The organism is Opitutus sp. ER46 (assembly GCF_003054705.1).
In the GTDB taxonomy this organism is placed as follows: domain Bacteria; phylum Verrucomicrobiota; class Verrucomicrobiia; order Opitutales; family Opitutaceae; genus ER46.
In genome coordinates, this window is sequence record NZ_QAYX01000008.1 from 1 (window position 1) to 12,989 (window position 12,989).

7 protein-coding genes are annotated in these 12,989 nt (G+C 66.8%); 4 read left to right on the forward strand and 3 right to left on the reverse strand.

Going from position 1 to position 12,989, the window contains the following annotated elements; genetic code table 11:
* Positions 1–337 precede the first annotated feature (337 nt).
* The gene (locus DB354_RS22140; RefSeq protein ID WP_107833394.1) at positions 338–1,756 is read left to right on the forward strand and encodes a PAS domain-containing protein; all 1,419 of its coding nucleotides are present in this window, start codon (positions 338–340) and stop codon (positions 1,754–1,756) included.
* A 110-nt stretch (positions 1,757–1,866) separates the two neighbouring features.
* Positions 1,867–3,936, forward strand: coding sequence for a DUF3857 domain-containing protein (locus DB354_RS00090; protein ID WP_158277290.1), 2,070 nt, complete (start codon positions 1,867–1,869; stop codon positions 3,934–3,936).
* Here the strand turns inward: DB354_RS00090 and DB354_RS00095 are convergent.
* Positions 3,863–5,086, reverse strand: coding sequence for a hypothetical protein (locus DB354_RS00095; protein ID WP_107833396.1), 1,224 nt, complete (start codon positions 5,084–5,086; stop codon positions 3,863–3,865). The two genes, DB354_RS00090 and DB354_RS00095, sit on opposite strands and share 74 nt — an antisense overlap.
* A 65-nt stretch (positions 5,087–5,151) precedes the next feature.
* Entirely contained in the window at positions 5,152–5,637 is a 486-nt protein-coding gene (locus tag DB354_RS00100; RefSeq protein ID WP_107833397.1) for a hypothetical protein, read from the reverse strand.
* A gap of 212 nt (positions 5,638–5,849) precedes the next feature.
* On the opposite strand from DB354_RS00100, the gene DB354_RS00105 reads away from it, so the two are divergent.
* Positions 5,850–7,631, forward strand: coding sequence for an ABC transporter ATP-binding protein (locus DB354_RS00105; RefSeq protein WP_233256502.1), 1,782 nt, complete (start codon positions 5,850–5,852; stop codon positions 7,629–7,631).
* Positions 7,632–7,774: 143 nt separating this feature from the next.
* Here DB354_RS00105 and DB354_RS00110 read toward each other — a convergent pair whose 3' ends face one another.
* Positions 7,775–11,224, reverse strand: a complete 3,450-nt coding sequence (locus DB354_RS00110; RefSeq protein ID WP_107833398.1) for a PAS domain S-box protein — start codon at positions 11,222–11,224, stop codon at positions 7,775–7,777.
* Between the two features lie 256 nt (positions 11,225–11,480).
* Between DB354_RS00110 and DB354_RS00115 the strand changes: the two genes are divergently transcribed.
* Positions 11,481–12,932, forward strand: a complete 1,452-nt coding sequence (locus tag DB354_RS00115) for a PQQ-dependent sugar dehydrogenase (protein WP_233256503.1) — start codon at positions 11,481–11,483, stop codon at positions 12,930–12,932.
* The last annotated feature ends 57 nt before the right edge of the window (positions 12,933–12,989 follow it).

The following is a 12,989-nucleotide window of genomic DNA, read 5'->3' on the forward strand; positions in this document are numbered from 1 at the left end:
TGCGCACTACTCGTGCGCCGCGGGCGGACTTTTTGCGCTTGCCGTAATCGGCCTCATAGCAGGGCTGAAAGGCTGAAACCGCAGGCGAGCCGTCGGGGCGGCGGTGGGGGCGCAGTGATTGGCCGCGGGTTGGGGCGGGCCGATCGGTCGGATCGGGCTGATCAGGCCGGTCGCTTGGGTTCGGCCGGCGGGAGCCGGCCGAGAACGAGAACGGGGACGGGAACTCAGGTGGTGGGCGGCGTAAGTATCTTCCGCCCTTGCCCTTTACAAGGGCGCCCCCAGCCGTGACAGGCTCGATTTTCGCCCTCATTCCAGCCGCGCTCCCTTCCTTGTTCGCATGAAAGTGCAGTCTACACCGCCTACGGGCCAGTCGCAGACGTTCGACGTTGCTGAGACCTTCTTTTCGACGACGGATTTGCGGGGGCTGATCACGGCCGGCAACGAGGTGTTCTGCCGGACCAGCGGCTTTCCGTTCGAGGAGATGTTTGGCCAGCCGCACAACCTCGTGCGCAGTCCGGCGATGCCGCGGGCAGTGTTTCACCAGATGTGGAAGACGATCCGCGCGGGGCGGCTCTTCATGGGTTACGTGAAGAACCAGGCGCGCAACGGAAACCACTACTGGGTGTTTGCCGTGATCGTGCCGATTGCGCGCGGCTACCTGTCGGTCCGTATCAAGCCGACGTCGCCGCTGTTGCGCACGATCGAGGCGCTGTATCGCCGGCTGCAGGAGGGCGAGGCGGCGGCGCTCGAGCGGGGCGAGAGCGAGGGGAACGCGGCGGAGGTGGGCGTGGCCCTGCTGCAGGCGGAGGTGGAGAAGTTGGGCTACGCGACGTACGATGCGTTCAGCCACCATGCGCTCAACACCGAGATCAAGAGCCGTGATGCGGAGGTCGCGTCGCGCCGGCTGCGGCTGTTTCCGGAGGAACTGGGAGTCACGGGTGAGGAGAACAGCCAGGCGGAGCTCGGCCAGCTCTACGCCCTCGGGCTCCAGGTGTACCAGGGGCTCAGCGGGCTGTTCTCGTCGCTCGACGCGTTTGTGGAGATCTGCCGCAACATCCGGATTCACCAGGATGAGGTGCAGCGGATCTCGGATGAGTTTCGACTGAACGCGCTGAATGCGCACATCGCGGCGCATCCCCTCGGCGCCGAGGGCATCGCGCTCGGGACCGTCGCCCAGGCGCTGAATGGCCACGGCCAGACGCTTTCGCGCCACGTCGGTGTCTTTGCGGAGCGGATCCTGCGCACGACGGGGGCGGTCAACGACGTCACCTCCAACCTCTCCGCGGCGCGGATACAGGTGGAAATGCTGCTCAGTTTCCTGGCGGAGAGCGCGCAGCAGCGACACGAAGGTGCGGAGCGCGAACGCTGGCAGACGATGATCGCAGACCTGCGCGCCGCCAGCACGAGCACGATCGGCAACGCCGCCCGGGCGATGGGGCGGGTGCAGGTCTGCGTGCCCGAGGTGCTCGAGGCAAAGGAACAGCTGCGCAAGGACATCCTCTTCATCCAGGTCGCCCAGGTTTCGGGCATGACCGAGGTGTCGCGACTCCGCGACGGCGAGTCGCTGCACGCGACGTTCACCGGGCTGCGCCAGCAGGTCGAAGGCGGCAAGGGCGAGCTCGAGCACCTGGACAGGATCGTCGATGAACTCCAGGTTCTCGCCCTCAACACGCCTCCGCGTGTCGCTGCCATCGAGCAGGCGCTGAGCGGGCAAGAGGTCGGCGCCGCCGGCGCGGCCGAAGCGCGGGCATCCTAGGCCTGGCGGCGATTACTGCGAACCGGGACAGGGAGGGGCCAATGGGGCCTTGACCCCTGACGCGGTTCCCCGGGAGCGTTGGCGGGATGAGCGCTTGCTGTCGTGGGGTTTTGCTTCAGCCAAAGAAACGCGTCGCCGCCTCTTGCCCGCTGGTCTGCCTGTACCTGCTGGCGGCGACCGCGTTCGGGCTTCGGGCCGCCGAGGCGCCGGCGGTGGGCACGGCGGTGGATCCCGCGCTGAGCGTCGGGCCGCGGCCCGCTTGGGTCGAGGATGTGGCCTGGACGCTGTCGACCGGCAAACCGCCCGTCGGGGTGGCGGGGGAGATCCTGCTGGCGGACTCGCAGGACAACCTTACGACGCACGGCAGTGATTTCTATTTTCACCAGGTTGTACGCGTGCTCTCGGCCAGCGCCGTGAATGCCGTCGCGCACCCGACGAACCAGATCACTCCGGAGTTCGAGCGGGTGACGTGGCACACGCTGACGATCCACCGCGACGGGCAGCCCATGGACCGGCTGCCGACGACCGAATTTAAGAAGCTGCAGCGCGAACTGGCGCTGGAGGAGCAGATGCTCACGGGCGAGACGACGTACGCCGCGGTGTTGAGCGACGTGCGGGTGGGCGACGTTGTCGAGACGGCGTACACCCTGCATTATCACAACCCGCTGTTCGACGGTCAGCTGACGGCGCGACACGACCTCGGTGCCATGTATCCGGTGCGACACGAGCGAATCGTCATCCATCTGCCGGAGGGCGGGCCGCGGGTTCGCGCGGCCTTCTTGGTGCCGGAGGGTACGTACGGGCTGCCGGATGCGCTCTACCGCATCCCGGACCTGCAATCGGCGCTGACGGACGAGTCGCTCGAGCCTTCACGGTTGCTGCGGTGGGAGGCACGGGACTTGGAGGCGATCAAGTTTGATGGCAACCTGCCGGGCAAGGCGTTCCCGTACTGGCCGCGTTTGCGCCTCACCAGTTTCATGGCGTGGAGCGATGTCGTGGCATGGGCGGAGCCGTTGTTCGTTTTCTCGTCGCCGCTGCCGGATCCACTGCCTGCGCTCCTCAAGGAGTGGCAGATGCAGCCGGAACCCGAGCAGCGCCTTGCGGCGGCCGTGCGCTGGGTGCAGAACGACGTGCGGTATTTTGCACTGGAGTTCGGCCAGCAGCGATTGCGCCCCCGGCCCCTGGCCGAGGTGTGCGCGACCCGCTACGGCGACTGCAAAGACAAGTCGCTGCTCCTGGTGGCGCTCCTGCGCGGGCTGGGGATCGAGGCCTGGCCCACACTGGTCAGCACCCAATGGCGTGATCGCCTGCACCGCGTGCGGCCGGACCCCAATGCCTTCAACCACGCCGTTGTCGCGTACCGCCTGGGCACCGGGCCGCTGCGCTGGATTGATCCGACGATCAAGCACCAGCAGGGGCAGGCGGGAAAGTGGGCGTTTCCGCCTTACCGGACCGGGCTTCTTGTCCGCCCCGGGCAGAACGACTTGGTGGACATCCCTGCCGCGGCGGCAGCGGAACCGACAATGATGACCCTCGACCGCATCACGCTGGTGCCCGACTCGACCGACGCGACGCTGGCGACGGAAGCGACGCTTACTGGCATCGACGCCGACTATTTTCGCCAGCGGATCGACAGCATTTCCGCGGACGAGCGGAGCAAGGGTTGGTTCAACTTCATCGCGCGGTTCTACCGCCGGCTCGAGGAGGTCGAGGCCCCGGTCGTGGTGGACGACGCCGGAATGAACAAGATCACGATCCGGGCGAAATACCGGCTGCCGGGGTTTGTGCGCACCGACGGAGAGCAGGAGTCGGTGGTGACCTACGCGTATGCCATTCGCTCGATCCTCGACCTTCCGGATACGCGGCGGCGGCAATGGCCGTATGCGTTACCAAGCGACAAGTTCGTGCGTCACCGCATCGAAGTGGAGTTGCCCTTCGACATGCCGGCCCAGCAGCAACCCGAACTGGTTCGAACCGAGGGGCTGGAGTTCCGGCTCGAGCGGAGTGTCGTCGGCCGACGCTGGTTGCTTCAGTACGACCTGCGCGTGACCGGGGATTTCGTCGCCGCGGAACACATGGGCCGTTTTTGCGACAGCGTGGAAGGAATCATGGAGTCTCTGGGGATGGCGCTGCAGAAGCCGGCTGCGAAGGCACCGCCGAGTTCGGCGGCGCAGCCTTGAGCCAGGCCTGGTATTCCGCGCTTGCGCGCAGCGGCGCGAATTCCGGGATTGCGCTGAGCGTCTTGTCGATATCCGGTGGGGCGGCGATCCGGCCCCAGCGTTGGACCATGAGGCGGGCGAGGTCGGGCCGCCCCATTGATTGCGCAACTTTGGCGCCGCCCAGATAGGCGATAACCGCGTAGGGAGCGAGATCCACGATGTCCTCATAGAGCGCGTAGGACTGGGCGGGCTGCCCCGCCAGCAGGAGCAGGTTCGCCTTCACGCAACGAAAGGCCACCGGCTCCTGGTGCTGGACGAGAATGTCGTCCACCGCGCGGAGAGCGCCGGCGAAATCCGACGCCCCGGCATAGAGATCAAGGCGGAGAAATGGGTCTGAGGCCGGCGTGGCCCGCAGATCGCCCATCGCGTCGGTCAACGCGCGTTGGCTCCCCCGTCCGGCTGTGGAAAGTTGGATATACTTCCAGATGCGGGTGCGGTGAAAGTCCTCCGGCAACTTCCGCCACAGCGTGTAGGCTTCCTCGATGTCGCCGTCTACGAACTGTTTCATGGCCCCGCGAATCAGCGCGCCGTAGTTGGCCGTGAATGCCGTCAACTCAAGCTCCTCGCTGTCGAGGTCGCTGACCGAGACGCCCTCGATAATGTACAGATGGCGCACGTTCGTCGTGAACGTCATGGCGATGCCGCTGATTTCAATGTCGGAGATGCCGATCTTGCCGTGGGCGGTGCGAACCAGCGTGAGCACGAGGAGCCGCGGGGCGCCGTCTGCATTGAGCAACTGGCACTCCAAGCGCGGACCGTCGTCCGTCCGGATGGGCCGTGCGGCTACAAACATGGAGAATTTGTCGAGCCCGGTGAGCATCCCCTCCAAGGCCGGGAGCACCCCGTGGCGCCACCCCGGCCACGGCTTCCCGTTCCCGGCGACGGGAGACCGGAAGATGCGGTTGACCATCGCGTTCTCGGCCACCCGGTTGATCAAGGCCTGTGCGGGCGCAGCCGGGTAATCATCGGCGAGCGCGACCAGGAACTGGCGGACTTCGGCGGTCGTCACCTCACCCTGGACGGCCGCTTGCGTCGGCAGGGCGAACGCCGAGAACAGCAGGCAGAGGGCGAAGACACGATACGCGATGGATCCGGAGCGGGACGCTTGCACGACGGCAAATGCTCACATTGGCGACGGCAGAGGCAAGCCCGCGGCATCCTCTGCGCGCGCGCCGGTCACCCGGCCGACAGCTCGGGCCACATGGCCTCGAGATCGCGGTCTTCGCGGGCGGCCTGCTTGAAATCAGGATGGAGTTCGCAGGCAACGCGCAGTCGGGCGCGGGCGTCGGCCATTTCGCCGAGGAGACAGTGATAGCACGCGAGATTATAGTGCAGGGTGGCGGACTTGCCGCCGTGGAGCGGCTCCGCCTCAAGCAGGACGGCTTTTGCCTCCTTGATCCGGTTGAGCTCGCGCAAAGCATACGCCCAGTGCAGCCAGGCGACCTCGAGGTCGGGGGTGAGCTGGGCGAGCCGGCGGCCGGTGGTCACGACGGTCTTCCACTGCTTGCGCTCCATGGCGACCTGCAGTCGGGCGAGCAGAAAATCGGGCGTCTCGCGGTCCTCCCCGACGACCGCCGCCAGCTCCCGGGCCGCTTCACGCAAAAGCCCAAGCTCGGCATAGCCACGAGCATAGCGGATCCGGCGGTTGGAGTCGGGAAGCAAAGGGAGTGAAAGTGAAAGTGAGAGTGAAAGTGGATCGCGGCGGCCGAGCTAAGAAGAGGAACGTGGAGGGGAATAGGTAAAATGGGAGAAGAAGGCGAGGTCAGGGAGGCCGCCGGGCGTATGGCGGCGCCACCGTGTGCTCACTCTCACCTTCACTTTCACTTCAATGATTGGCTTCGGGCGCAAAGTCGCTTTGACCGGAGCCCACCCACATGGCGAACGGCACCTTTGGACGTTTCTTTACGCTGACCCGACCCCACCGCTGGCGGATTGCCTTTGGCGTCCTGCTGATCCTCGTGGCCACGCTGCTCACGCTGCCGGCCCCCTGGATCTTCAAGCTCATCATCGATGAGGCGCTGCCGAAGCGTGACCTCCACCAGCTCGGCTGGCTGCTCGCGGCTTTCGCGGCGTTGTTTCTATTGCGCGGCTGGCTGACGATGGTGCGCAACCGGGTCCTGCAGTTCAGCGCGATGCGGATCGTGTGCGACGTGCGCATCCAGCTCTTCGCCCACCTGCAGACGCTCTCGTTGCGCTACTTCGACGCCAACCAGACCGGCAAGGTGACCTCGCGGATCTCGCAGGACACGAACGAAGTCTATCACCTGACGAACGGCTTCCTGATCACGGTGATCGCGGACTCGGTGACGATCGTGGGGGTGCTGGGGTTCCTCTTTTTTATCGACTGGCGGCTGGCGCTGGCGGTGACGCTCGTGATGCCACTGTTTGCGCTGAACTACCTCTACAACCGGCGCCGGATGCGGGAGGAGAGTCGCGTGCACCGCGACAACTGGGACCGCGTGGTGGGGTTTCTGAACGAGCGCGTGGCGGCGGCGCGGGTGGTGAAGTCATTTACCCGGGAGGCGTCGGAGACGACGGCCTTCGCCAGCGGGATCAATGCGGACTACTTCAACTTTTCGCAGATCGTGATGCGCAACACGCGGCTCTCGGTCGTGGCGGATATCCTCGGCTCGCTGGGTGCGCTCATCGTGCTCGGGTATGGTGGATGGCTTGTCCTGCGCGGGGAGATGCAGGTTGGCACGCTGGTCGCGTTCAACGCCTACATCGCGTTCGTTTTCCCGCCGATCGTGCGCTTCGTCGACCTGGCGGCGGTGTTCCAGCGCGCCTCGACCTCCCTGGAAAACATCTGGGCGCTGCTCGACACCAAGCCGGATGTGAGCGACCGGCCGGGCGCCGGCGTGTTGCCGCCGGTGCGGGGCGACGTGGAGTTCCAGAATGTGTGCTTCGACTACGAGCTCGAAATGCCGGGTGCCGGCCGTCCGCGCACGCTCACCGACGTCAGTTTCCTGGCGCCCGCCGGCAAGGTGGTGGCAATCGTCGGGCCGAGCGGGTCCGGCAAGAGCACGATCGTGAACCTGGTGGCGCGTTTCTACGACGTGGCCTCTGGGGGCGTGCGGGTGGACGGGTGCGATGTGCGCGACGTGACGGTGGAGTCGCTGCGCCGGCAAATCGGCATCGTGCTGCAGGAGAACGTGCTGTTTTCCGGCACGCTCGAGGACAATATCAAGTACGGGCGGGCGGATGCGACGCCGGAGCAGGTGCGGGAGGCGACCGAGGCGGCGAATGCGCATGGATTCATTGCCGAGTTGCCGGATGGCTACGCGACGGTGGTGGGCGAGCGCGGGGTGAAGCTTTCGGGTGGTCAGCGGCAGCGCATCGCGATTGCGCGAGCGATCCTGCGCGATCCGCGGATCCTGATCTTTGACGAGGCGACGAGCGCGCTGGACACGCAGTCCGAGCGACTGATCCAGGAGGCAATGGAGCGGCTGATGAAAGGCCGGACGACGTTCGTCATCGCGCATCGGCTTTCCACCATTCAGAAGGCGGACCTGATCCTGGTGATGGAGCAGGGGCGGCTGGCGGAGCACGGCACGCATTCCGAACTGCTCGCCCGCGGCGGCCTCTACGCGAGGCTCCACGCGCTGCAGTTCCAGGACGTGGAGAAAGCGAAGGCTGAAAGAACGAAGGCTGGCTGAGAACAGAAGGCCGAAGGCGGACACGCGATCGCGGCGCGCGCCGGAGCTGGGGGTGGAGCGGCAGTGGGGAAGATCGGACCGATCGTTCGGATCACCTACGTTTTCGGCCGGCAGGAGCCGGCCGAGAACGAGAACGAGGGGGGCTACTTCTGGGCCAGGAGGGTGCGAAGGACCTCGCCGAGTTGGTGCTCGGTGAAGGGTTTGTCGAGGTACGTGGCGACGCCCAGCGAGCGGCACTCCTCGGTTTCCTTTTCCTCCAGCCGGCCGCTGATCACGGCGACTGCCACGTTGGGCAGCATGCGGCGCAGGGCGCGCAGAAACATAAGGCCGTCCATGTGCGGCATATGGAGATCGGTGATGACGGCGCGGATACTATCCCGGTGTTCGGCGGCACGGATGAGCCCATCGGCGCCGTCGGTGGCGGTGATCGGTTTGAAGTTGAGCCGCTGGAGCACGACGCGGGCGGTTTCGCGCATCGCTGGCTCGTCGTCGACGAATAGGATGCTCTCGCCGGTCCCGTGGAAGGCGGCGCCTTCGGGCTGGATCACGGCCGGCGTGGCGCGGGTGTCGAGGGCGGGCAGGTAAACCGTGAAGGCGGAGCCCTTGGCGGGATGGGAGTACACCTGGATGAAACCGCCATGGCCGCGGACGATGCCGAGAACGGTCGAGAGCCCGAGGCCTGTGCCCTTGTCGGGGCCCTTGGTCGTGAAGAATGGATCGAAGATGCGGTCGATGAGCTCCGGCGGGATGCCGGTGCCGGAATCGGTGACCCGGAGGGTCACGAATTCGCCGGGCCGGGCATCGGGCAGCGAACTCGCGAAGGTGGCGTCGACCGTGACCGCCTGCGTCTCGAGCCGCAGCGTGCCGCCGTTGGGCATGGCGTCGCGGGCATTGACGCAGAGATTGAGCAGCACCTGGTGCAACTGGGTGGGGTCGCCCGAGACCGGCGGAAGATCCTGCCCCGCGCGGACCACCAATTGCACGTTCTTGGGAAACGTGCCCTCGATGATCTTCTGCATCTCCCGCAGGAGGCTGCTCGTCTGCACCGGTACGCTGGCGCCTTCGGCTCCGCGGGCGAAGGTGAGGAGCTGGCGCACCATGTCGGCCGCGCGTTTGGCACTGGTCTGCAGGAGGTCGATGAGCCCCGCTTCCGCCGGGTGTTGCATGCGGATCATCTCGATCCCCATCAGGATGGGCGAAAGCGCGTTGTTCAGGTCGTGGGCGACGCCGCCGGCGAGCGTGCCCAGCGATTCCAGTCGCTGCGAGCGGTAGGCCAGTTGCTCCGCCTTCTTGCGCTCGGTCACGTCGCGGACGATCGCGATGAACCGGGGCGCCCCGCCGGCCGGCGTCACGTGCTGCAGGTTCATCTCGACGGGGAACTCATGCCCGTCCTTGTGCCGGTGGTTCCGGCTAAACGTGAGCACGCTTTTCTCGCCGCGGCGGAGCGGTTCGATGGCGCGGCGGACGTCGGCTTCGGACGCGTTGCGCTCGATGTCGGTGAGTTTCATGCCGAGGAGTTCCTCGCGCGTGTAGCCCAGTTGGCGCATGGCGCCGCGGTTGACGAACGTGAAGCGAAGGGTGTCCGGAGCGAAGGCGAAGGCGCCGTCGAGCGTGGCATCGAGCGTGGCGAGCGCCTGGCGAATCTCCGCGGTGCGTTCCTCGACGCGATGCTCGAGTTCGGTGTTGAGCCGGTGCAGTTCCTCCTCGGCCTGCATGCGGGCGGTGATGTCGGTCCGCACGGCGACGAACTGGTACGGACGGCCGTCGGCGCGGTGGAATGGCACGATCGTGGTATCCGTCCAATAATACGAGCCGTCCTTCGCGCGGTTCTTGATCAGGCCCTTCCAGACGCGGCCTTGCAGGATGGTATTCCAAAGGTCGCGGATGAACGTCTTCGGATGGTGGCCCGAGTTGAGCATGCGGTGGTCGCGGCCGAGCAGGGCTTCGCGGGGGTAGCCGGAAATCGTGCAGAACTGGTCGTTCACGAACGTGATCCGGCCCTGTGGGTCGGTGATGGCGACGATCGAGTGCTCGTCCAGGGCGGTGCGGATGTCTTTTGACTCCTGCAGCAGCGCGGCGATCCGGCGCTCGGCCTCGCGCTGGCGGGTGACGTCGTGGAAAACGAGCACCACGCCCAGGGTGTTCTGGGCGGCATCGCGAATGGGCGCGGCGCTGTCGGCGATCGGGTGTTCGGTGCCATCACGCGCGATCAACAGCGTGTGGTTGGCCAGCCCCTGCACCATTCCCGTGGCGAGCACGCGCTCCACCGGGATCCCGGCGGGTTCGCGGGTCTCTTCGTTGATGACGCGGAACACCTCCCCCACGGGCCGGCCCAACGCCTCCGCCATCGGCCAGCCGGTGAGTTGCTCCCCCACCGGGTTCAGGTGCGAGACCCGGCCATTCGTGTCGGTCGCGAGCACGGCGTCGCCGATGGACTGCAGGGTCACGGCGAGCTTCTCCTGGCTCTGCCGGAGTTCGTCCTCGACCCGTTTTCGCTCCGTGATGTCCACGACGAACGTGAGATCTTCGAAGCCGCCTGCCGGCAGGGTGCGGCGGTGGAACGAGAACAGCACCCAGACCACGCTGCCGTCGGCCCGGACGTAGCGTTTGTCCATCGCGTAATGAACGCAGTCGCCGGCGGCCACACTGGACAGGAAGGGGGCCTGGCGGAGCCGATCGTCGGGGTGGGTCAGGCGTTGGAAGATGCCGGGTTCGTCGGCCTGGGCGCGCGTGATGCCGCAGAGCCGGAGGTGGGCCTCGTTGATGACGCGGGATTCGCGGCCGAGCGCGTCGGTGCGCGTCAGGGCGATGCCGATCGGAATCGTCTGGAAGATGAAGGCGATGCGGGCCTGCTCGGTGGCGTTCTCGCGCTCGGCCCGGGCAAGCGCCTCCTGCGCTTGCTTGTAGGTGGTGATGTCACGGGCGCTGGCGTAGCGGTGACGATCGGGTTGGGTCACGTAGCGCCAGGAGAGCCAGTGCCAGGAGCCATCGCGGTGCTGCCAGCGGTTCTCGAACTGGAGAATCTCCCCGCCGACAGCGGTGGGGCGGGCAAATTCGCGCTCCGTCGCCGGGCGATCCTCGGGGTGGATGAACTCAAGGATGGGCCGGGCAAGCAGCTCCGGTTCGGACCAACCAAGCGCGCGGGTGAAAGCCGGGTTTACCCGCCGAAAGAAGCCGTCCGGGGTCGCGAGGCACAACATGTCCGGCGACAGGTTGAACATCTGGTCGCGTTCGAGACTGGCCTGCCGCTCGTGCGCCTGGGATCGCCAGCGGGCTTCGGCGAGGGCGGAGACGGCGGTGCCGGTAAGCACAAAGGCCAGCAAGCCGACCGAGTCGACGACGTCCTTGATGACCGGCGCGCCGACGAGGTGCGGCACCACGAGCCACGCGGCGACGCCGGAGAGTGTGGTGGCGATGACCCCTGGCAGGAAGCCGCCGTAAAGCGCGGCAATGATGACGGCAGGATAGAACGTGACCCATGGCACCCGGCCCCCGAGCGTGTCGAGGGGCCACCAGCGCAGGAGCGTGGCGAGGAGGACGGCGACAAACGCGGTGAGGAGGGGCAGCCGGAGCGGGCGGGAAGCGTCCTTCATGGCGGGGATGGGGGTGGAGGAAGAAATGCGCCGAGGAGCGGTGCCTCTGCACGCCAACGTGCGGCAGCCGGCGCGTTGAACCGGCCTAGATTAGGTGAAGAGCTGACGACGGCAAATCGACTGGCGACGTTTCACGGGCGAAATCGCGGTAATTCCAGCGTCCCGCGCCGGCGATGGCGGGGATTGCCGGCGGGATGGATTCGCCGGGCACCCGGGTGGGCCGCGCGGGTCGGTGGCGGTTCATTTTCATCACCTTGTGAGCAACTCATTTCGGTTCTTCCTCGTTCTCTTCCTGGGCGGGCGGTGCGGGGCGCTCGTCAGCGCCGCGCCAGCGGGCCGCGACGTCGGGCGCCTGTATATGGAGACGTGCAGCGGCTGCCACGGCGCCGACATGCGCGGCGGCAAGGCCCCTTCGCTGCTGGGCAGGGAGTGGAAGCACGGCGGGGACGACGCCGCGTTGGAGCGATCGATCCGGGAAGGTTATCCAGAGAGTGGGATGCCGGCCTTTCGAGAGACGCTGAACCCGGCGGAGGTGCATGGATTGATCGCGCTGATGCGGGAGACGGGAACGCGAACGACGGATCCCCTGGGCGCGTTGGCCGACGGGTTGCCGCTGGAGCCGCAGCGCAGCGAGGAGCACGCCTATCGCTTCGAGACCGTGGTTGAAGGTCTCGAGGTGCCGTGGTCGTTCGTGTTCCTGCCGGACGGGCGGATCCTGGTAACGGAGCGGGCAGGCCGGCTGCGGGTGATCGAGGGCGGGCGGCTCGCGCCTGAGCCGGTGCGCGGCACGCCGCCGGTGGTGGCGCGGCAGGAGTCGGGGCTGATGGCGGTGGCGGTGGACCCGGATTATGCGCGCAATGGCTGGGTGTACCTCACGTTCAGCGATCCCGGCCCGCAGGGGAGCTCGATGAACAAGATCGTGCGGGGGCGGCTGCGCGACGGCGCGTGGATTGACCAGCAGACGGTGTTCGCCCTCGACCCAACGCAATATCCCCGGAGTTATGTCCTCTACGGCGGGCGGCTCGTCTTCCAGGGGGAGTACCTGTTTTTCGGCATCGGCGAGCGCGGGATGGAGGAAGGCACGACGGGCAAGGCTCAGGACCTGCGCTCACCGTTCGGCAAGATTCACCGGGTGTACCGCGATGGGCGGATACCGGCGGACAATCCCTTCGGGCGCACGCGGGACGCGTGGCCGTCCATCTGGGCGGTGGGCGTGCGGAACCCGCAGGGGCTGACCATCGACCGCGCGACGGGAAATCTTTGGGAGACGGAACACGGCCCGCGCGGCGGCGACGAGCTCAACCATATCCGAGTGGGGCGAAACTACGGCTGGCCGCTGATCACCTATGGCATCAACTACGACGGCACCCCGGTATCGGACCGCACCGCGGCCCCCGGCCTGGAGCAGCCGGTGATCAACTGGACACCCTCGATCGCGGTGAGCGCGATCGAGTTCTACGACGGCGATCGGTTCCCGCGCTGGCGCGGGCAACTTTTCGTGGGTTCGCTCGCGCAGCAGAAGCTGCTGCGGGTGGTGCTGGAGGGGGACCGCGTCGTGCACCGCGAGGAGCTGTTCCGCGGCCTGGGCAGGATTCGGGACATCAAGACGGCGCCCGACGGATCGCTCTACGTGGCCTTTGAGCGCGTTGGCAAACCCGGTCGCCTCGTCCGGCTCGTGGCGGTGAAGGAGCAAAGGCGGAAGGACTGAAGATGACATGTAGCCGACAGGCGGCGCGGGATGCGCCAACCTGTCGGCTGATATGAG